Source organism: Gluconobacter cerinus (assembly GCF_002723935.1).
GTDB classification, from domain to species: domain Bacteria; phylum Pseudomonadota; class Alphaproteobacteria; order Acetobacterales; family Acetobacteraceae; genus Gluconobacter; species Gluconobacter cerinus.
The window spans coordinates 414,245-435,510 of record NZ_BEWM01000004.1; the positions used below are offsets into that span (position 1 = coordinate 414,245).

At 53.2% G+C, this 21,266-nt stretch carries 13 protein-coding genes; 8 read left to right on the top strand and 5 right to left on the bottom strand.

The window, feature by feature from the left end; translation table 11 throughout:
- Position 1: 1 nt before the first annotated feature.
- Complete coding sequence (locus GCE01_RS11625; protein WP_099212994.1) at positions 2-2,413, bottom strand: Hint domain-containing protein; 2,412 nt, start codon at positions 2,411-2,413, stop codon at positions 2-4.
- Positions 2,414-3,259: 846 nt separating this feature from the next.
- Between GCE01_RS11625 and GCE01_RS11630 the strand changes: the two genes are divergently transcribed.
- The 7 genes from GCE01_RS11630 to GCE01_RS11660 all read left to right on the top strand — a co-directional run bounded on the left by GCE01_RS11630 (position 3,260) and on the right by GCE01_RS11660 (position 13,646).
- Positions 3,260-5,788, top strand: a complete 2,529-nt coding sequence (locus tag GCE01_RS11630; protein WP_099212995.1) for a TonB-dependent receptor plug domain-containing protein — start codon at positions 3,260-3,262, stop codon at positions 5,786-5,788.
- A gap of 198 nt (positions 5,789-5,986) precedes the next feature.
- The gene (gene pstS, locus GCE01_RS11635) at positions 5,987-6,976 is read left to right on the top strand and encodes a phosphate ABC transporter substrate-binding protein PstS (protein ID WP_099212996.1); all 990 of its coding nucleotides are present in this window, start codon (positions 5,987-5,989) and stop codon (positions 6,974-6,976) included.
- 213 nt (positions 6,977-7,189) lie between these two features.
- Complete coding sequence (locus GCE01_RS11640; RefSeq protein WP_099212997.1) at positions 7,190-8,644, top strand: carbohydrate porin; 1,455 nt, start codon at positions 7,190-7,192, stop codon at positions 8,642-8,644.
- A 103-nt stretch (positions 8,645-8,747) separates the two neighbouring features.
- The gene (gene ppk2, locus GCE01_RS11645; protein ID WP_099212998.1) at positions 8,748-9,665 is read left to right on the top strand and encodes a polyphosphate kinase 2; all 918 of its coding nucleotides are present in this window, start codon (positions 8,748-8,750) and stop codon (positions 9,663-9,665) included.
- A gap of 134 nt (positions 9,666-9,799) precedes the next feature.
- The gene (locus GCE01_RS11650) at positions 9,800-10,363 is read left to right on the top strand and encodes a hypothetical protein (protein ID WP_099212999.1); all 564 of its coding nucleotides are present in this window, start codon (positions 9,800-9,802) and stop codon (positions 10,361-10,363) included.
- A gap of 165 nt (positions 10,364-10,528) precedes the next feature.
- Positions 10,529-11,389: a glucose 1-dehydrogenase gene (locus GCE01_RS11655; RefSeq protein WP_099213000.1), complete on the top strand. Its 861-nt coding sequence runs from the start codon at positions 10,529-10,531 to the stop codon at positions 11,387-11,389.
- 235 nt (positions 11,390-11,624) lie between these two features.
- Positions 11,625-13,646, top strand: a complete 2,022-nt coding sequence (locus tag GCE01_RS11660; RefSeq protein WP_099213001.1) for a GAF domain-containing protein — start codon at positions 11,625-11,627, stop codon at positions 13,644-13,646.
- Positions 13,647-13,862: 216 nt separating this feature from the next.
- Here the strand turns inward: GCE01_RS11660 and GCE01_RS11665 are convergent, their stop codons facing one another.
- Positions 13,863-15,242: an NAD-dependent succinate-semialdehyde dehydrogenase gene (locus tag GCE01_RS11665; protein WP_211516778.1), complete on the bottom strand. Its 1,380-nt coding sequence runs from the start codon at positions 15,240-15,242 to the stop codon at positions 13,863-13,865.
- Between the two features lie 315 nt (positions 15,243-15,557).
- Positions 15,558-16,982 (bottom strand): MFS transporter, encoded by a 1,425-nt coding sequence (locus GCE01_RS11670; protein WP_244591198.1) that lies wholly within the window; start codon positions 16,980-16,982, stop codon positions 15,558-15,560.
- A 575-nt stretch (positions 16,983-17,557) separates the two neighbouring features.
- Between GCE01_RS11670 and GCE01_RS11675 the strand changes: the two genes are divergently transcribed.
- Positions 17,558-19,165: a tannase/feruloyl esterase family alpha/beta hydrolase gene (locus tag GCE01_RS11675; protein ID WP_099213003.1), complete on the top strand. Its 1,608-nt coding sequence runs from the start codon at positions 17,558-17,560 to the stop codon at positions 19,163-19,165.
- Positions 19,166-19,297: 132 nt separating this feature from the next.
- Here GCE01_RS11675 and GCE01_RS11680 read toward each other — a convergent pair whose 3' ends face one another.
- Together GCE01_RS11680 and GCE01_RS11685 are read right to left on the bottom strand one after the other, a co-directional pair.
- Positions 19,298-20,755, bottom strand: coding sequence for a carbohydrate porin (locus tag GCE01_RS11680; protein WP_099213004.1), 1,458 nt, complete (start codon positions 20,753-20,755; stop codon positions 19,298-19,300).
- The gene (locus tag GCE01_RS11685) at positions 20,752-21,261 is read right to left on the bottom strand and encodes a GlcG/HbpS family heme-binding protein (protein ID WP_244591200.1); all 510 of its coding nucleotides are present in this window, start codon (positions 21,259-21,261) and stop codon (positions 20,752-20,754) included. Before GCE01_RS11685 ends, GCE01_RS11680 begins: the two co-directional genes overlap by 4 nt.
- Between the last annotated feature and the right edge of the window lie 5 nt (positions 21,262-21,266).

The following is a 21,266-nucleotide window of genomic DNA, read 5'->3' on the forward strand; positions in this document are numbered from 1 at the left end:
TTCAGGCCGTCTTGAGAGCAACTTCCACGTCATCTGCCGGAGCAACAACGTAAGGGCCAGCAGCCTCGACCTTGATGGCAAGAAGACCAATGCCACCCGGCAGGCGTGCACCGAGCGGAAGATAGGCGTTGCCGTTCGTCCAGCGCATTGGGATGTGCTCCACACTATGCCAGCCGCTCAGATTTTCCTTCGTGAGGTGCGTCTTGATGTTCACCGTGACGCCACTGTCGAAGAACGAAACATCGCCAATCAACACACCCAGCATACGACGGTCGTCAACAAACGGGCCAATCGCATCAGCCGGACGGCTGCTGTTCGAGACGATACGAACCGAAGACACATCACTTGGGATCATGAACATGACGCGGTTATCGACCGTGCGGAGCGGCTGGATGCGATGACCGCGATCAGACACCAGGTGCAGGTCGCTTTCCGTGACCGTCGTCGCAGCCGGTGCCTGAACTGCGAACTGCAGCTCCTGCGCACGCTGTTCGATCTGACGGTAAAGAGGCTCAACCAGATCACGGCATACGGTCAGAGCAGCAGCAGCATCGCTCTCCCAGGACTTCGCCTTTTGGCCGAACATGAAGACATTGCTCTTCTGTTCGAACGCACGACGATTGCCCGTATCAAGATAGCTCTCGGTCAGTGCACCGTTTGCCATGATGACCGAATGATCTTCCGTCTCAATGTGGAAGTAGTCATAGGACGTGAAGGACTTGTCGTAATAGATCGAACGACCGTTGACGAGCATACGGGCCGGAATGAACTTGCCATCCAGGAAGAGGCAATGTTCAGACGTCACGAGCATGTCCTGAAAGGGAACACCCAGAGCAATCGCGTTTTCAAGGATCCGCACTGGATAGCCGGCCTCATCATCAGCCTTTTCCGGACGGACGACGCAATGTGCCTTACCTGCCCAGGAAACAGTGCTGCTGTATGCCTGACCGTCGCGATAGGACGTGACAGTGTCGCCTGGTGCAAGATCCTGGACGGCAATATTGCCATTCGGGCCTGCGATCAAGGTGTCAGCCAGGAAGCACACTTCATAGACAAGATCGCCGCTGCTGTCTGAAGCCAGCGTATAGCCTACGTTCTGGACGCCAATGATGTTCAGCGTGACGGCTGAACCGTCCTTGAGCGTGAACGTGACATGGTCAGCGTCAGGATAGGTGACGGAGGCTACGTTGGCGGTTTTGACGTTCGTCAGCGTGATGCCGTCTGCGGTTCCTGCCGTCTTATCTTCCGAGAAACCGGAGATAACCGTCGTCGGGTTACCCGAACCTGTGATGGTCAGGCCAACATTCCCATTACCCTGCAGGTCGATGGTGCCACCAGCAGTCGTCGGGATTGTCAGTGTAGCGCCCTTGGCGGCCGTGACAGTACCAGAAATCGTTGCGCCATCTGCAGCGCTAAGGGTCGCGCCACTCTGCACTGTGGTCGTACCAAGTGTACCACCGGAAGCGACAATAGCAGATCCGCCCTTGCTAACTGTGTTTCCTGCGGCCTTACCGCCCGAAGTAACGCTAATTACACCACCACTAATAGCAGTCGTATTTGAAGCCGAACCTGCAACAGAGACGCCGCCGCCACTGATAACCAGTCCACTCGCGGTAGCACCCGAGTAAATACCTACTTTATTACCTGAACCAATGGTGCTGTTGGAAAGAGAGGCGCCTGATTTTAGATTGATCGTGACGCCAGAACCAAGTTTTTGGTAACCCCCATCACTGACACCGCTTTCGAGGATCAAGGTTCCGCTAATCAATCCGCCAGCAACAAGCGACGGTGTAACATATGTGTCGAGCGTACCACCATTGAGTGTCAGGGCCGACATCGTAGCGCCAGCCGCAAAGTACGCGGAGCCACCGGCATTGATCGTACCGCCAGAAGCCGTACCACCAGAAGCAACGGACATTACGCCGCCGTGGTTAACCGTTGTATTAGACGTGGTCCCGTTTACAGCTAGACCGCCACCGCTGGAAATGATGGCGTTTCTAAGCGTGCCACCCTTGTTTACAACGATGGTGCCCTGGGAACCGGCGTCAGCGTTGGAGAGCACACCCCCAGAAAGCACATTGATCGTCGTTCCTGACAGAGCTGTCAGGGAGGTCATGTGCTGGTTGTCGTAGTTGGTGCCGATATTGAAAGTCGCACCAGCTTTAAGGCTGATATAACTCCCGCTACCACCCGCAGAAATGGTCAATACGCCACCTGAGGAGACCGTATCGTTAAAAACTGAGCCGCCACTCTGAACCACGACTGTGCCACCCGACACAATCGAAGCGCTTCCGTAAGTACCACCAGAAGACACAGATACCGAAGAGAAGCTTGAAGTATAGAAACTTCCAGGGTTTGTTCCTCCGTTGACGGTATCATCAACATACAGAACGCCGTTCGTTACGTGGCTCATAATTCCCTCCAAGAGAATTCGTTAACGGTACAACCACCCAGAGCGTGAGAAATTCAAACTTCTCGATGGTATTTCTTTGTGACCCTGCGGACGGACAGTCAGAATTTCTTTGATATCTGTAAAATTCGATCGCTGGCGGCTAGCGCAACAAGCCCTACGTAAAGGGGCGAATTTAACAGAATATGGCTCCATTCAGATTGTTTGCAGAATCTTGTCATGGAGATAGAGACACAATTTTGAGGGGCCGGAATATGGATGAATTTTCCAAAGGTAAAAAAAAAGTTGACACCCCAGTGGGCAGCATAGAAAAAACTTTAATAAATTCTCTTAAAATCATATATTTACACAGTTTTTATAATAATTTCACGAAGAGAAATTTCTCAAATTTCGTCAATTCAAGCGTAAGTTAATGATATTTTGTCACGAAGTTTGCTGCGTTCCGGCCTTGGGAAAGAGCCGATTTTCGAAAAATGACGAATGGGAAGTTCCAAAAAAGGAGTAGGCGGACCAAGTTTATGCCCCGCTGTCATCATCACTGAGTGCGCACCTATTCATATTCCAGGCATAACCATGACCCGGCAGAGAGCGTAATTTTCTGTATCTACTGACGCAGCATATGCAGCACACATACCTTGCAAGGGTCACAGACAGCTCTCAATTATTCAAAGTATATCATAATTGTTTATTTTTATTTCAATATTATATTGAAATAAAAATATGGAAATATTAAAAAACAGATCAGAAACATAATAATAATGACACAAAACCTTAACTTTTCTGCTTTATTTCTTCCAACTAACAATCCGTACCAAGGCGTTACAAATAGCGTTTTTGGGAAACATTCCGATGAAAAAGACGGTTTTAATTCTGGTTGCAACAACTGCTACCGGCGCATTCCTAGTGCCCGCGCAGGCTCAACCGCTTTCCGGTCAAACCACGACAGACGACAAACCTGCTAAGGCCAAAGGAAAATCAAAACGAACGACGACTGCCCATGAAAACGAAAGCGAACAGGTCATCGTAACGGGAACGCGTGAATCCCACGTCAAGGCTCGACAAAGCATCAGCCCTGTCGTCATTATCTCCTCGGCAGCCCTCGCACGTTCAGCCGAAATGAACGTCGCCAATGCTCTGACGCGCATCTATCCATCCATCACAATGAGCGCCCGCGGATCGAATACCAACTCACTGGTGTCATCCATCCAGATGAGAGGGCTAGGACCGAATGAGACGCTTGTTCTGGTAGATGGAAAGCGTCGGCATAGCACTGCGAACATTGTGCAGAAGCCAGGCCCGCAATTTGCGTCTTCGGGTGTCGATCTCAACATGCTTCCCGAGAATATGATCGATCATATCGAAATTCTCGAAGACGGCGCCGCTGCAATGTATGGCTCTGATGCGATTGCAGGTGTGGTCAATATCATAACCAAAAAGAAGGATCACGGCCTGTCGTTATCAGGACAGGGTGGAGCCAATGCGTATCTTGGGAGCGGAGAGCAGTTCCAGCTCAATGCAGACGGCGGCTTCAAACTTGGTCGCGATGGCTATGTACACCTTGGCGCGCAGATCTATCACAGCGAACATGCAGTCGCGTGGGGGCCGGATCACGCGCTCCTTGGCTACTGGCCAGCGGGTGCCGATACAAAAAACTACTTTGTCGGTGTAAAGCCAGGCTCAGAAAAGTGGAAAGGTCGCAAGACCGATTATCTGAGCACCCCTAAAGAAACGCGCGAAAATTTCGGCCTGAACTTCGGAAAGCCACTCGGGGCTGACATCGAGCTTTATGGACAGGCAACTCTCGCCTATCGCCATGCAGGCATGCGGGCCTACAAATACCCTTACGTCGTGCCCGCCATGGGAATTGACGAGTTACGTCCGGTCACGGGCGATGACGAACTCGACTATGGCGTCACCCTTGGTTTGAAGGGCCATGATTTTGTTGGGTTCGACTGGAATCTTTCTACAGTTTACGGCGGCGATAACTCCCGGATCAGCATTCGTGACAACGTCAATATCGGGATGCTGACCCGGACAGGATATTCACCGTCCAAATTCTGGGACTACACCCAGAAGAACGCACAATGGACCAATAATCTCGATCTGCGGCGCAGCTTTACGGTTATGGGGATGCCTGTGAGCCTTGCCTTTGGTGGGGAACATCGGCTGGACTCCTATCAGATCATCTCGGGCAATCCGGAATCCTATCTTGATGGGGGACCAGTAGAGCACGCCGGCATTCCCCCCCAATCCGCAGGGACGTGGTATCGCAATGTATACTCAGCGTATGTCGACACGACGCTACGGCCCACAAGCAAGCTTTCGATCGATATCGCAGGCCGATATGAGTATTACACAGACACAAATAACACCGAAAACGGAAAGATTTCGGCCCGATATGATGTGTCTCGCAGGTTCGCACTCCGAGGCACGATCAGCAATGGCCTTCGCGCTCCGACATTACAGGAATCTCACTTCAGCCGTCTGAGCATTTTCGCTGGAACAGGCAGCGTCGGAGGCCAGCTCCCGGTTGAATCTGCCGCTGCACGGTCTCTCGGTGCATCGGGGTTGAAGCCTGAGCGCTCAGTGAATGCCAGCGGCGGCTTTACCATGGAACCGGTACGCGGCCTCCATGTCGAAGCTGACGTATACCAGATCAACCTACGCGATCGCATTGTGCAGGGTGGAACGGTGCGCGGAGCACAGGCGCTGGATGCCATCCGTTCGTTCGGGTTCGACGTCTCACCAACAGCAACCAATGCGGCGGCTTCGTCCGCTTACTTCCTGTCCAACGGTGCAAGCACACGCACACAGGGGCTGGACCTGAAAGCCGATTACCTCGTTCATATGCATCAATGGGGCAATATCGCCCTGACAGCTGCGGTAAATTTCAACCGGACCCGTCTGCATCATAATGGTATTTCATCGATCGGAACCCCGCTGCTAAACGATCAGACGATTGCCTACATCACGACCGCGACCCCACGCAGCAAAATGATCCTGAATGCCCTGTGGACTGTGGGCGATTGGGACATAAACATCCGCCAGAGCCGTTATGGTGAAACGACAGGAATGATGACGTATCAGGACTGGACACCTGCCTCAGCCACATGCCCGAAAGGTGGAGCGCTGCGTTACTCCAACAGTTGTTTCGCACAGTTCAAGAATACGCCGCGCTGGCTGACAGATCTGGAAATCGGCTATCGTGTCACGTCACACGTTCATGTCGCAGTGGGCGCGAACAATATTTTCAATGTTCGCCCTCGCAAGCTGCCTGACCAGCTGATTTCTGCAGGTGGCAGCATGTATGATCAGTTCTCGAACCAGGTACCATTCACCGGCGGATATTATTTCGGCCGGGTGAACGCGTCTTTCTGAGCATAGGAAAGTCGCGCTAAAAAATCCGACCAGATCTACGAGAGGGCACCCCAAACCCTCTCGTAGACAATTTCACGTAGACACTCCGGAACGCTTGTCTCGAAACTGTCTTTTTTGATGTGTTGGAAGAGCATAGTCACACGACCTTTCTCAGTGATATGCGCAGAAAATCCCTGACCAGACGGAGTGTCGGTGCGCATGTTTCTCTCGATAAGAGTTTTGGCACGCAAAGTGATGCCCATGCTTCTCTTCATGATTTGCGGCGCTGCATATTCAGCTCCCATTGCTGGTGCAGGTTCAAGCTTCGCTGCACCCCTGTATCGAGCATGGAGTGACAGTCTTCCACCTCAAGCTGGCCTGTCCCTGAAATATCGCACTGTGGGATCAGGAGAGGGGCAGAAACTTGTCATGGCGCACAAGGTGGATTTCGGGGCCTCAGATATTTCTCTCCCAGGCAATATTCTTGATATGGAGGGGCTTTATCAGTTTCCAGTTGCGATCGGAGCTATCGTCGTAGTCATCAATGTTCCCGGCGTAGGGGCTGACCAGATGCGGCTGGATGGCTCAACGCTTGTTGCCCTTTTTAGAGGTGACATTACTTCCTGGAATGATCCGCGCATCCGCGCCCTGAATCCTGATCTTCGCCTCCCGGACCTGGATGTCCTGCCGGTTCATCGTGAAGAGGCATCCGGAACCAGCCAAGTCTTTTCGGACTACCTTCGCACACAGTCGCCATCCTGGAAGCCCGGATCATGGGGCGAGGGGGCCGAGGCCCGTGGCAATGATGGTGTGGCGGCGAGTGTGCGTCAGTCCATCGGCGGGATTGGGTTTGTGGAATATGCCTTTGCGCGCCGAAATCATCTGAACACAGTAAAATTGAAAAATCATTCAGGTTTATTCGTTGCTCCGGAAACAGCCGCCTTCAAAAGCTCTGCTTACAGCGCAGACTGGCAGCACACGGATCATTACGCGGTGAGCTTGCTGGACGCTGTCGGCTCACAAAGCTGGCCGATCATGAGCGCCACTTTCGTGCTCGTCCCGGTTCATCCATCAGACCAGACGACTGCAAGCGCAGTGAAGGCATTTTTCACCTATGGGCTGCGTCGCGGCGATAAGGCCCTTCGGGATCTGGATTACATCCCGATGCCGAACGATGTAAAAAACAAAATCCTTGCAGAGTGGCCCTGAACGAGGCTGGCAAAGTCATAATATCTTCACTCCCATTTTCCTCTCATTTCTGTGAATGAATTGTGCCTTCCGGCATCTCGGAATGAGGGGACCGTCGTGCTTACGAGTGCTCAGTATCGTCGTCTTTTTATCGCACACGGCACCGCAAGGCTGAGAAGGCCACTAATTATAGAGGGCGGCATAACTTCCCCAGGTTTTTGACGGGATCTCCGCATGCTTGGGAAAATGCGCTCACTGGCGCACCTTGTAGTTTTCAGTAGCATTTTCCATTCGTTTTTCGGGAAAGCCGAGGCGGCAGCGGCACCTCTCGTAACTGACGTTTTGCCGTCAGGCGTACCGTTACCATCTCCGGCACCGGGCTTCGTTCTTCCACCGGAAGACACAGGAACGGAGTTGTTGGGCGATGCATGTGGAGCACGAGTCTGGCTGGGCCGAAAAGGGATCAGACTCAACCTTCAGGATGTTGAGGAAATATGGGGCCTAGCCTCAGGTGGAATGCATCCGGGGCCCACATATGACGGCATGACAGCCGCCACTCTCGTGCTGGAAACCCGCCGCGCGTTTGGTTGGCATGATGGACTTCTCAATATCAGCGCCATTCAAGTCAGGGGGCGGTCTCTGGCGGAAGAGCGCCTTGGGTCTTTAAACCCGGTGAGCGGCTATGACGCTGGCCGGACGACACGTTTGTTCGAGCTTTGGTATGGGCAGGGCTTCTTTGGAAACCGGCTTGACATTCGCGTTGGCACAATTGATCTGGATACTGAATTTCTGGTCAGCCAGAATGCGTCTCTGTTTCTGAATGCAAGCTTTGGCTGGCCGCTCTCGACGTCAAGCAATCTGTATTCGGGCGGCCCGTCCTGGCCTTTCTCGGCTGTCGGGACACGGATCAAGTGGTCTCCAGCTTATCCGCTTGTGCTTATGCTGGCCATTACGGACGACAATCCAACCAAAGGCCCATTTTATAGTCAACTCAGCCCTACTCGTATGGACCCTTCGGGCACCAGTTTCTCGACAAGCGGTGGAACGTTATTTTTAGGGGAGGCGCAGCTCTGGGTCGATGCCGCCCAAAGCCTTTCAGGAAAAGATGCACCCGCACTTCCCGGGACATGGAAAATCGGCGGCCTTTACGATACCGGCCATTTTCCTGACCCCCGATATGACAGTCGTGGCGGCTTCCTGGGCAGCCCTGACAGTTCCGGAATACCGGCATATCACCATGGAAACTGGCTGGGTTACATCGTGCTGGACCAAACCCTCTGGAGAACGGTTCAGGGGCCATCAAAGGCAATCAATACGTTTGTTCGTGCGACCATTGCCAGCGGGACGCGCAACCGATTTACAAATGAAGTGGAAGCCGGGCTGACGTTTCAGGGTTTTGTGCCGTCTCGGCCCAATGATGTTGTTGGAATTGGGTGGGGAACCAGCTTTTACGGGCACCGTGCACGAGACAACGTCAAAGATACGATACGCCTCGCAGACAGCTCCGCCAGACTGCTCGTACCGGAAGATCATATTGAACTCACCTGGCAAATTCCGGTCCGCGATTACCTGACTGTTCAGCCTGATTTTCAGTATTTCTGGCATGTTGGAGGTCAGGCGCCAGAAAAGGGTCAAGCAGCAGCCTCAGAAGGCGCTGTTCTTGGCCTGAATATGACAACGACGTTCTGAAAAGTGGCCAACGTAATGTCAATTAACCTTCAAACTCTCAGTCTGGTTTCCACAGTATAGTTTCTTTTACGGCCTTGAAGGTCGGTGATAAAGGAACTTATCCATGACGCAGGACCACGATTTCAGCGCCAATTCTTCGGCCGAACAGGCGCGGGAACGTATGCGCTACGAAATCATCGACGATTTGGATGAAGAATTCGAACTTTCCCTGGAAGAAAATGAGGGCGAGGGGCTTGATCCTGCAGATCGTACGTTCCGCCGCACCTATTTTCGCGAACTCATTCGCCTGCAAGCCGAACTCATCAAACTTCAGGATTGGGTCAAGGCAACGGGAGAACGCGTTGTTGTCGTTTTCGAAGGCCGTGATGCTGCCGGGAAAGGTGGTGCGATCAAGCGTATTACCCAAAGGCTGAACCCGCGGATCTGTCGCGTAGCAGCGCTTCCGGCACCTAATGACCGTGAACGGACACAATGGTATTTCCAGCGCTATGTTGCGCATCTTCCCGCAGCAGGCGAGATCGTGCTGTTTGACCGCAGTTGGTATAACCGCGCTGGCGTTGAACGTGTCATGGGGTTCTGCACCGACGAGGAATACGAAGAATTCTTTCGATCAGTGCCAGAATTTGAGCGCATGCTCGTCCGCAGCGGCATTCGGGTGATCAAATTCTGGTTCTCGATCACGGACGAAGAGCAGGAAGCACGCTTCCGCGCCCGCATTGAAGACCCATTGAAGCAATGGAAACTTAGCCCGATGGACCTTGAAAGCCGTCGTCGCTGGGAAAGTTACACGCTGGCCAAGGAAATCATGCTCGAACGATCCAGCATTCCTGCAGCTCCCTGGTGGGTTGTCCCGGCAGTAGACAAAAAGCGGGCGCGCTTGAACTGTATTGCTCACTTCCTGTCTCTTCTGCCTTACGAACCTGTCAGCCGCCCGGAAGTTGTTCTTCCCGAGCGTGTATTCCATCCCGACTATGAGCGTGAGCCCACGCCAGAAACTATGCTGGTTCCGCAGCGCTACTGACGCCCGCGTTATGATTTACGGGTAATGGAACGAACTCTTCTATTGCCCGTATAGCCCTATGGATCGAGGAAAATCACTCGCACTGACCATAATTACAGACCGAGATACTTTCTGAAACCTGCTTTGCAGGAAACTTGAAGGATACCCTTGCGCTAAACATCATTACAGTTTTGCAGAAGGTCCTGATGGTAGAAACAGCGTCTCCGTCCCCCGACACCAGCCAGATCGTGGCGCAGGGTCATCCGACAGACAACGAGTTACTAGCGTTTTACCGCTCGGAGATCCGGTTTGAGACTGAAGTTGTAAACGGTCGCTTGCAGGCTCTTCTTGGTTCACAGGCATTTCTTGTCATTGCATACGCCACAGCCATGACGGGCTCTACAAAAAGGTGGGGAGACAGCATGGTTCTTCTTCTGCCGCCCCTGTTTTCGCTATTGGGATTTGTTCTGGCAGCAATGGCCCTTCCTGGTATCCGTGCGGCATACGCTGCGATTGGTAAATGGGAGGGGAAGCAGCGTATGTTGCATCAGCGCAGCCCGGCACTGACTGATTTCACTCTTGCCCCAAATGAGGACGAGACACGCGACATGATGCGAAGAGCACAACGAGGTGCACTCTTTGCGCATCAGGCGCCATTCATATTCATTATCGCCTGGACAATTTTCGGATTTATTCCGTTCTATCTATACTTAAAATAATTAATATTCTTGATAGAATATCTATCTTACAAACGAATTTCTCATCGCTTGGTAAAACTTCCATGAGGGAAAATTTTTCGAAGAAACACTTTGAAGTTCTGGATGTTGATTATGTCAGGAGCGCCTTTGTTTTAGGCGCATCATCCTTTGTGGAGTGATAGTTGCATGCCTGACCATATTCTTCCCCAGTCGCAGGATCATCAGCCCGGCCTTGAAGGACTAATGCAGCCTAAAGCGGAGCATATCCGTGCCAGTTACAAAGGAAGCGGAAAGCTCACCGGAAAAAAAGCACTGATCAGTGGCGGAGACAGCGGGATTGGACGTGCTGCAGCCTTACACTTCGCCCGTGAAGGGGCAGATGTTGCAATCCTTTACCTTGAGGAACATGAAGATGCGAAAGAGACTATTCGCCTGATTGAGAAGGAGGGCCGCAAAGGCCTTGCTATCGCGGGTGATGTCTCTTCAAGTCAAACCTGTAACTCAGCGGTGGAGAAGACGGTCAAGGAGCTTGGCGGACTTGATATTCTTGTCAACAATGCTGGCGTTCAGATTGTTCAAGAAGAAATCAGCGCCATATCGGACCAAGAGTGGCAAAAACATATGGACACCAATATCAACGGATATTTCTATCTGGTCCGTGCAGCACTCCCGCATCTCGCGAAGGGAAGTGCTATCATCAACACGTCCTCCATCAACGCGTTCGCCGGCAACAAAGCCCTCCTGGCTTACTCAACCACCAAAGCTGCGGAAATGGGTTTCACGCGTGCATTGGCGCTTCAGCTTGTCTCGAAAGGTATTCGTGTGAATGCTGTCGCTCCTGGCCCGATCTGGACCCCTCTACAGCCAGCAAGCTGGGGGCCAGTTGACCCGCAGTCTGTCGCAGATCTTGGGAAAGATACACCCATGGGACGTTGTGGAGACCCTTCCGAACTTGGCCCAGCATATGTTTACCTCGCGAGTAACGATGCATCATTCGTGACCGGACAGACACTTCATGTGAACGGCGGCATGATTATCAACGGCTGATCGTCCAAGGGGTCCATCGCCTGCATTTTAGCTAGCCTCTTCCTCCCTTGCCAAAGCTGGCTAGGGAGGTTTTTTGTCTCAAGCGATGCTCCCTCCAGATACAACTTATTGGCAGTTCTACTCCGGACGCATGAAAGCCCTCATATTTGAGGGTGCGTTCTTCTAAAACAGGATTGGAGGTAAGCCCCAGTCGCGGTATGCTGGATACCATGCAGGATTTGGACATACCTTGAGAATGGGCTCTGCCGACGGACTTGACCGGGTGAATGCCTACGGAGATCTGTCGGCCTTTTCCGACGCGGACCTGAATGACATCGCGATCGCAGCCGCTGCACTGTGTCAAACTCCCATAGCCCTTGTCAGTATTCTCGATCAGGACAGGCTATGGTTTTCAGCCCGTGTCGGTACAGACCAGCCCTTCGGTCCGCTTGCAAATTCAGGATGTGGGCAAGTGATTGCCCGTAAGGTTCCGGTTGTTATTCCTGACATGCTGGCAGATCCTTACACCCAGAAGAACACACTTGTCTGCGGTGTGCCTGGACTACGGTTTTACGCGGGCTATCCACTGTTCGATACCCAGGGAAGGGTAGTCGGTACCCTTTGCGTTGTCGATCTTGAAACACGATCTGATGGCTTGTCCTCACATCAGAAAGATGGTCTCGCTGCACTGGCGCGGCAGTCCATGCGTCTGATGGATTTGAGGCAGGCGTCAGTTACTCAGGAACGACGTTTTACGGCGCAGCAGCTTCGCAGCCAGCGTGCTGCGAAGCGGGTGCGGGAGGCCGAAGCAGAACGGCGCCATGCTCTGGAAAAATATGCTCTCCAACAAGCAGCGGGAGCGGCTGGCGGCATAGGCATCTATGAGTATGATCTGGTGTCGGGAGACATCACCGTGTCGCCCGAGGTCTGCCGGATTGCAGGCATCGATCTGATTCCTACTCTTTCGGCAGAGCAATGGATTGCCCTGATCCATCCCGATGACAAGGTGACGATCCCCACTCTGAACCGAATTCTTGAAGGAACTGCTCCTTTAAGGCTGCAGTACCGCATCCTTCGGGCCAGCGACGGAAAAGAGCGATGGGTTCTCCGTCAGGGTATTCTGGATCATGACGAAGCCGGACGCCCGATCCGGCTGATCGGAACTCTTCAGGACGTTACACCCGAAAGAAATGCGACTGCCAGACTGACAACGCTTCTCGCCATTGGTGATGCCCTTCGGACTGCCGAAACGCGCCAGAAGGCCCTTCAGGAAACATGTCAGTTGCTTGGAAATCGCATTGATGCGCAGCGCGTTGGTTTCGCCCGCATTTCCATGCGGGAAGAGCGCTTCACTGTGGAGCAGAGTTGGTGTGCGGCTGACATGCCACCCATCAACGGGGAATTCTCATTCGAAGCCTTTCGGCATACGTCAGATTTCCTTCGCGGAGGTTCCGTCTTCATTCTGGATGATATCACCCACACATCTTGGATGAGTGTCGAACAGGCTGCCTATCAGTCCGTGAATGTCATTGCGCAGGTACTGGTCCCGAAAATAAGGGGAGGAGACCTGACGGGCTGCCTTTTTGTCCATAGCTCCCAGCCTCGAGAATGGACTGTGGACGAGACGTCTTTCATCCGCACTGCTGCCGACAGAATTTTTGCTGGCCTGGATGAGTGGGATACTCTGTCCCGCCAGGATCTGATTAACCATGAAATCCTTCATCGCTTGAAGAACACGCTCAGCATTGTTCAGAGCCTGGCCCATCAGGGTTTTCGAGGTGTTGAGGATCAGAGCGCGCTCACAACATTCACCGCGCGACTGATTGCGCTAGGTTCAGCGCATGATCAATTGATGAGAAGAAACTGGCAATCTACAGACCTTGCCAGTCTGACAGTGGCAGTCATGATGCCGCTCGGCTTGGAAGGAAGGGTGAAAGTGAACGGACCTTTCCTTTGCCTGGGGCCCGATACGGCAACGTCCTTCTCGATGGTTCTTCATGAACTGGCCACGAATGCCCTGAAGCATGGCGCGCTGAGTGTCCCTGATGGGATCGTGAGTTTGAACTGGACGATCGAAGGGTATGGACCAGAGTCAGCTATGATGCTGACCTGGCAGGAAACTGACGGCCCATCGGTGACAATGCCAAACCGGACAGGTTTCGGAATTCGCCTGTTACAGGCTGGTCTGGGGCATCAGGGGAAGACCGAACTTTACTACGATCCCGACGGTTTACGCGTAGAAATGACAGCGTCAATCATTTCGATGGCCAGTCACTGAAATTTGGAAGAAGTCGTCGGTTCCATAGTCTGAGGGCTATGGAAAATCTTACATTGTTCTCTACAGGCGCTCACTTGCGGAGACTGCGCTGAGAGAGAGGCTGGTGATACAAACATAAACTATGACAAATAGAGCGGGCATCAGGTTACGCAGTTTTATCCAGCGCTCATAATATTGAGCACCAGATAAAAGCGCATACGTGGGTCTAAGAGCCCGTTAGCCGTGCGCGACGACGACCAGCTTGCGATTAACAAACTCCATGATCCCGAGGTCGCCCAACTCACGTCCGTAGCCAGATCGCTTGACCCCACCAAAGGGAAGTTCCGGCGCTGTGCTGGTCCATTGGTTAATAAAAACCATGCCGGTTTCTATCTGAGAGGCAAGCTTCTTGGCGCGCTCATGATCTTTCGAGAAGACCGATCCGCCAAGGCCGTATGGAGAGTCATTGGCTAACGCAACCAGTTCGTCTTCGCTTTTCACAACATAAACCTGCGCCACCGGTCCGAAGAACTCCGATTTAAACGAAGGGCTGTTCTTGTCGATACCGGTCAGAATGGTGGGTTCGTAGAAGAAACCGGTCCGATCAGCGACCTTTCCGCCCGTCAGAACTTGAGCACCATGCTTCACAGCTTCGTCCACTTGCTTGGCGATTGTTTCCAATGCGGCCTTGGACGACATCGGTTGCAGCGTGGTTGCCGGATCCAGCGGGTCGCCCAAACGGGCTTTTTCAAACTCTGTTTTCAGGCCAGCAATAAACGCGTCTGCAACTTTCTCATGCACAATAAAGCGCTTGGCCGCGGTGCAAACCTGCCCAGCGTTTGAAAGCCGTGCTGCTGTGCCGATTTTAATAGCGCGGGCGAGATCGGCGTCATCGAGAACTGCAAAGATATCCATGCCACCCAGTTCAAGAGTGGACTTCTTTAGATGCTTGGCTGCGGTAGCCGCCACCGCTGCGCCAGCGCGTTCTGATCCTGTAAGCGCGACGCCCTGCACTCTGTCATCACCAATGAGAGCAGCGACCTGGTCAGGCGTTATGAACAGGTTGACGCAGGCACCATCCGGCGCGCCTGCGTCACGAACGAGGCTTTCGAAAAGCTCTGCGCAATGCGGGACAATTTCCGCGTGCTTGATGAGAACGGAATTCCCTACCGCGAACGCTGGCGCAACAACACGGACCAACTGGTAAAAAGGAAAATTCCATGGCTCTACAGCAACGAGCGTTCCAATCGGCGCATTTTCGATCCACGCCTCTCCAAGAGATGTCTCGCAGGATGTGGGCTTCAGCTGCTCTTTCGCGTGATCAGCATAAAAGCGTGCAATACCGCCGCAGAGTTTGACTTCCTCTTTCGCGTCAGAAAACCGCTTACCCATCTCGATGCTCGCGGCATGCGCCAAATCATCAGCGCGCTCATCAAAGAGATCTGCAATTTTTGATAATACAGATAGCCGTTTCTCGATCGGCCCCTGACCCCAGTCAGCTGATTTGAAAGCTGCATCAGCTCTACCGAGAGCTTCGAACGCTTGCGCATCCGTGTGCTCAGGGTACGTTTTTACAGTTTGTTCGGTGAAAGGATTGACCGTCTGGTAAGCCATGATGTCATTTTCTCCGCTGACTGGTAATTGTCTGTTTCGGCTAATCAACCGCCCACAAACCGAAAACAGTCAGTTTCGTGATTTGCAATGAGGTCCAGTGAAAAAACGGACCTTTGGAAGCTGGATACTTAGTGAACGCTCCCAACTGCGCGAGAGTTCTGGAAAAAATGGAGATTGCTTGCGGGTATCCGATCACAATTTTCTAGGCATCACGGCGGGGAAGCAGAAACCGCGTGCTGTAGCAACGGCAATGAGCGGGAAGACTATAGCATTCGCGTCGTCATCTCACCTTACCGTGAGCCGCATATTGCATTCAATTCAGCTGCGCTTTCCTGAAATTTCTGCCCCGAGATCACGTGACATTTTCCAGAAACCAGATGTGCCAATCAGCACGATCACAGCAGTCATCAGAAAGACCATATGCAGTTCGCGCAGACTGATTGAGGCGTGACCATACACGTGAGAGAGCATGGCAAGCCCGAAAGCAGTAATGGCAACGCCCACAGTTGAGCCCGCCTGTCCTAGAATGGACATGATGGCAGCGGCCTTGCTCCTTTCGTTGTGACTGACATCCGCAAAGGCCATCGTCGAAAGACTGGTGAGCTGGAGCGAGCGACATAACCCCGCGACTACAAGGGAAAGACCTAGCAAGACTGGAGATGTCTGGGTGTTCAGCAAGGTAAAGGGGAGCAGCGACACCGCGACGAGTAAGCCATTGAAGAAGAGGACGTTCCGGAAGCCGCCCCACCGAATGATGGTAGACGTCCAGGGTTTTATGCCGAGATTGGCGCAGAAATAGGCCAGCAGCCATGTTCCGGCCTGCATGGGAGAAAATCCAAGCCCAAGCTGTAAAAACAGCGGAAGCAAAAATGGGGCAGAGGAAAATACAGCGCGGAAAATTAGCCCAGGGTAGAAGGCCGCATATCGCAGGCTGGCGCGTTTAAGAGGTTCCAGAGAAAGAATGGGAGTAGGGTGAGCTTTAAGATGACGAACGGCTGACAGGCTGATGATGGCTCCTGCTATTGTAAGGCCACATGCAACAATCTGCTCCGTTCCCGTTTCAGAAATGCGCTGAAGGCCAGACAGCAGGCAGGTCAGACCTGTCCCGCAAAGCACAAAACCCTTGATATCCAGCTTTCCTGCTCCTTCCGCAGGTTCGGCAGGGACCACACGCAGCATGATCAGAACGGCTAGAATTCCGATGGGCAGATTAAGCCAGAAATTCCAGCGCCATCCGACGGTCTCGGTCAGATAGCCGCCTAGAACCGGGCCAATGATTGGAGCGGACAAAGCAGGCCATACAGTGACGGACTGCGCTTTCATCAGGTCGCCTTTAGGCGTGTGGCGTAGGATGATGGACATGCCTACAGGCATCATGACGGCACCGGCCAAACCTTGTCCGATCCGCGCGCAGACAAACATGGGAAGTGTCTCCGCCAGACCACAAAGCAGGGACGATAGCGTGAAAAACGCTACGGCCAGACACATGACGCGCTTCTCACCAAACTTCATGGCCATCCAGGCAGAGATGGGTGAAATAGCAACCGACGCCAGAAGATATGCGGTCACACCCATCGAAAGATCAAGCGTCTTCACCCCAAAGGAACGCGCCATTGTTGGAAGGGAGGTGTTGATGATGGCTCCGTCAAGGTTCTGCATGAACGTCGCAATAGCCATGGTAAAAGCAATAAGCGGGGAGTAACGCAGAGCCTCTCCCGCGTCAGACTGAGCAGAAAAGGCCACGGTTTTATGAGATGTCTCCGGCAAAAAAAGTCTCCAGAAGAGAAGTTCAGCTGATAGTCCGACTGGTTCGGAGAACGTTTTTGCCGGAAAATATGGGATCTGAGGAAAGCAGGCAGTTCACAAACCACGCTGTTTCAGACCGTGACCCAAAACTAATACAAACAAGATAAGTGGAGCCGGTCTACGGAAGCAGGGAAGGGTACCAGACTTTTGTGCAACATAAGGAAACTGTACCCTATGGCAGCGCTCGTCTCCATGAAGGCCATGGTTGATCCAGCGGACGCTTTCTTCCGAAATTGTAGAGTACTGGCCGCAATGGACGGATATTTGGCCATAAACAGGCTACCAATCATCCAAAATCTACTCGTCATCCCGCCCACCCTCATTGGTGCTCCTACCGTTTGATGCCCCTTTCCGAAAAGCGAGACTGAAACACTGCATTGCAGCACGGAACGGATCAAGGCTTTACCTCTTCAGCTTTGAGGTGTTCAGACTGCGTCGTGCTGTCTTGGGTTGCAGAGGCTTGATCTCTGGTACGCCGGACAACGCCAAGAAAGCAAAAAGCCGAGGACGCTATGCCAATCATGCAATCACGCCGCTCTCGCCACACGCAATTGCCGCGTCAAATTCTGGCAACTTGTGCAGTGGGGGCGTTCTTCTTGGCCTCAGGGTCTCTGCTTTTGTCTTCAAAGGCGCGTGCTGCCAGCTGCGCGGATCTGGCTCGACTGGTACTTCCCAATGCGACCTTTACCAAGGTTGAAACCATAGACGCCGGAGAGTGGCACAGCCCGCAAACAAATCTGAGCCGGATCATGACAGCCCCCGGCATGAACCTTGCAGGACATCCTGTTCAGGCGGCCAATCCGGCATTCTGCCGTGTGGCTATGACGCTCCGTCCGTCTTCAGATTCAGCGATCCAAACAGAAATCTGGCTTCCGCTACAGGGCTGGAACGGAAAGCTGCTTGGGGTCGGAAATTTCGGATGGGCAGGCTCTCTCATGTATGACGGCATGGTGACGGGTCTGGGTGAAGGCTATGCTGTTGCAAGCACGGATACAGGCCATGACAGTTCTACGCCCGAAGGACAGGGTGGACGTTTCACGCTAGGCCATCCGGAAAAGCTGGTGGATTATGCTTATCGCGCTGACCACCTGATGACGGTTATGGCAAAGCAGCTCGTCCGGCGCTTTTATGGGAAAGACGCTTCCCATGCATATTGGATTGGATGCTCCCTGGGCGGGTTGGAAGGCTTGATCGAAGCCAAGCGTTACTCCGATGATTACGACGGCATCGTTGCTGGAGCGCCTCCTAACCCGATTGTCAATTTCAATAGTGAGCAGCTCTGGGCAGGGTGGATGAGCTATCATGATCCCGCACTGCGTGTGGGGCGCGAGAAGTTCCAGCTTTTGAACCGCGCAGTCATGGCGGCATGTGCCTCTCCGGTCGGGAAAAGCCAGGGTTTTCTTGACGAGCCAGACAAGTGCAGGTTCGAGGCTAAGCAGCTTTTGTGCGAGGGAAAAAATACGAAAAGCTGCCTGACGGCCAATGAGGTCAAAGCGGTGGAGCAGGTCTATCGCGGCCCGATTGATCCCAAAACAGGCAAGGTTATCTTCCCCGGGCCTGCGAAGGGCAGTGAAGACGGATTTTCAGCGGATGGAAAAGCGTTTCCTGTGGCTCTCGATCTGTTCAGATATGCTGCTTTTCAGAACCCCGCATGGGACTGGACCACACTGAAGTGGGACACTGACATCGCCTCAGCAACCAGCAAGCTTGGCCCGCTGCTTCATGTCGATGACAATCTGACGCCCTTCTTCAAGCGTGGGGGGAAGCTGTTAATGTATATTGGCTGGAATGACGGGCATAACCCGCAGGAACTCGCCGGATACTATCAGGCCCTCATGCAGCATGCCGGACCAACAGGACAGAAGTCTGCTCGCCTCCTTGAAATCCCGGGTATGGGGCATTGCTATGGCGGAGCAGGGTGCGACACGTTCAACAAGCTTGGCGCGATCGATGCGTGGGTCGTACGTCACGACGCTCCACAAACGATTATTGCCTCTCGGGTCGAGAACGGGAAGATTATACGCACAAGACCGCTCTGTGCATGGCCGCAAGTTGCCCGATATGATGGACACGGCCCTATGACCACGGCGGCCAGCTTTACCTGCGTTGTGCCAGAGTGAAAACTGAAATTCCTGAATTTAAAGAACGGGAATTTCAGCCATAATACCAAATGATGGGACGCCGCTATGTCAGCTTTTGTCCCGTCATCTGGAGTGCAGAAAGCCAATATGGTTGAACCGAACTTCTGGTAATCAGAAATTGGAAGTCAGCTGCCCTCCGATAACAGCGGCGTCTTTGAAGGTCGTCGTAGCCCCTGGGCGTTGGAGATACTGAAAGTCTGCCTGCAACGTTGTACCTCGCATGAGATGGGTGCTGTAGAACGCTTCATACACATTCTCCCAATGCTGCACCCCGTAAACAGGGCCCCACTGATTATCCAGATAGGGCAGGCCAAGCGCGAGGGATGATTCCTGCTGAAGGGTGACGGTATGGCTCATGTCCATATGCTGGAACATGATACCAGCCTGATCGCCACTTCGATGCCATGGCGTCCCGCTATCGACTATCCCGATCCACTCATGATCTCGCATGGCGACAAGATTGCCCTGCGCATACCCAACACCACCAATAAGAATAAGCCCATCAGTAACGCCGGGCCCATTGCGGACCAACATCTGGTCAAACATGAACCATGCGGAAGTCATCCCGGCCTCATAGCGACGCCCGAGGCCCGTCGCCTGAAAGGAGTTGCCGTTCACGTCCTCGTAAAGGTTCGGGTAACGCGAGTTATCGTACCAGGCGCCGAGCTTGTAGTTGCCTCGCAGTTTGTTCTTACCGAAAGACGGCATCCAGCCGATTTCAATCTGCGACGAGACTTTACCCAATCCACTCTGAGCAAGGGCCCAGCCTGAAATGCCACCGTTGTAACTATGGGGCGAAACCGCGAAGACGCCTCCCATGATGTAAGTTTGCTCCGTCGGACGGAGACGCAGCACACCACCAAGGTTTCCGGAGGGCCAATCGCGTCCACCCGGGACGTATTTTCCGGGAGCAAAATTACTGCAAACGGATACGTTCATGAAGGAACAGGCGACGTAATCAAACGCAAAGAAGCTTCCCGTCGGAATATCACCAAGGGACAAAATGATGCGGTCATTCAGAAAAGACTTATCCGCATACATGGAGACAAGATGGGCAACCACGTTACCGCGGGCACCGTAGATCTGTTCAGGGTTGGTGACTGAATCGCCCAGTGTATGGCTGAAGCTGCGTCCATGGCCGTTAATGACGAGAAGATGCGTCCAGAGACCCTTCACACCTGCAAGCTGCTGCCAATCCACATCCAGTTCGGCAGCCACCTGACCGGCCAGCACGTTATCCCGCGTGCGGCCACCCGTGACATTGGCCATGTATTCTTCATTGAGCGCGACGTTCAAATACATGCCGTGCTTTGTCAGCCATGTCTGCGCACCGCCCCAGTCTCCAAACAAATGAGGATTCCCATAAAGAGACGGGACGAGGGGACCGACCGCGAAGGTGCCCATGCCTTCCATCGCAAAAGCACGGGACTTGTAGGATTCAGGTGTTGCAAGGTTCTGGGAAGTTTCGCTCTGGGCGAGCGCCTGACGGCCGGGACCAACGATACCCAGGGCCGCGCACAGGAAAAAGCCAGCGAGTTTTTTCCTGTGCATTGGACGTCGGGTTTTCATTCAGTGCTCTTTGCCTTTGAAGTCTGCAGGAAGGTGGTGACTGTGGACTGAGCGAGATGAGCATCGGTTTCACCTTCGCCACCACTCAGACCAAGAGCCCCTACAAGTTCGTTGTTCACCATGATCGGGTATCCACCGCCGGCGGGAAGGGCATTCGGCAGCGTGCTGATCATGTAATTCCCGCTATTGAGGGCATGTTCCATGTCAGCAGTTGGACGAGCGAATGAGAGCGCGGTCTTGGCTTTGCGGATCGCCAGTTCGATACTCCCGAGTTGTGTCCCATCCATCTTCTGAAAAGACACCAGATTTCCTCCCGCATCAACAATAGCGATGGCGACACGGGCATGACTGGCCACCGCAAGCTTCTTGGCCTGATCGATGAGGGTATTTGACGTCTCTAAATTCACGGTCAGGTCCTTCGCTGATGCAAGCCCCGTAAGACTTGCTGTTGCGATGAGAATACTTAGGACGGCGCCAATGGTCCGGCGCTGAAATAGTTTGTACAAAACAC

What these genes read in the sequence shown, in the direction of transcription:
- GCE01_RS11625 (WP_099212994.1), bottom strand. Translation starts at nt 2,413, where the DNA reads ATGAGCCACGTAACGAACGGCGTTCTGTATGTTGATGATACCGTCAAC.
- GCE01_RS11630 (WP_099212995.1), top strand. Translation starts at nt 3,260, where the DNA reads ATGAAAAAGACGGTTTTAATTCTGGTTGCAACAACTGCTACCGGCGCA.
- pstS (WP_099212996.1), top strand. Translation starts at nt 5,987, where the DNA reads ATGTTTCTCTCGATAAGAGTTTTGGCACGCAAAGTGATGCCCATGCTT.
- GCE01_RS11640 (WP_099212997.1), top strand. Translation starts at nt 7,190, where the DNA reads ATGCTTGGGAAAATGCGCTCACTGGCGCACCTTGTAGTTTTCAGTAGC.
- ppk2 (WP_099212998.1), top strand. Translation starts at nt 8,748, where the DNA reads ATGACGCAGGACCACGATTTCAGCGCCAATTCTTCGGCCGAACAGGCG.
- GCE01_RS11655 (WP_099213000.1), top strand. Translation starts at nt 10,529, where the DNA reads ATGCCTGACCATATTCTTCCCCAGTCGCAGGATCATCAGCCCGGCCTT.
- GCE01_RS11660 (WP_099213001.1), top strand. Translation starts at nt 11,625, where the DNA reads ATGGGCTCTGCCGACGGACTTGACCGGGTGAATGCCTACGGAGATCTG.
- GCE01_RS11675 (WP_099213003.1), top strand. Translation starts at nt 17,558, where the DNA reads ATGCCAATCATGCAATCACGCCGCTCTCGCCACACGCAATTGCCGCGT.
- GCE01_RS11680 (WP_099213004.1), bottom strand. Translation starts at nt 20,755, where the DNA reads ATGAAAACCCGACGTCCAATGCACAGGAAAAAACTCGCTGGCTTTTTC.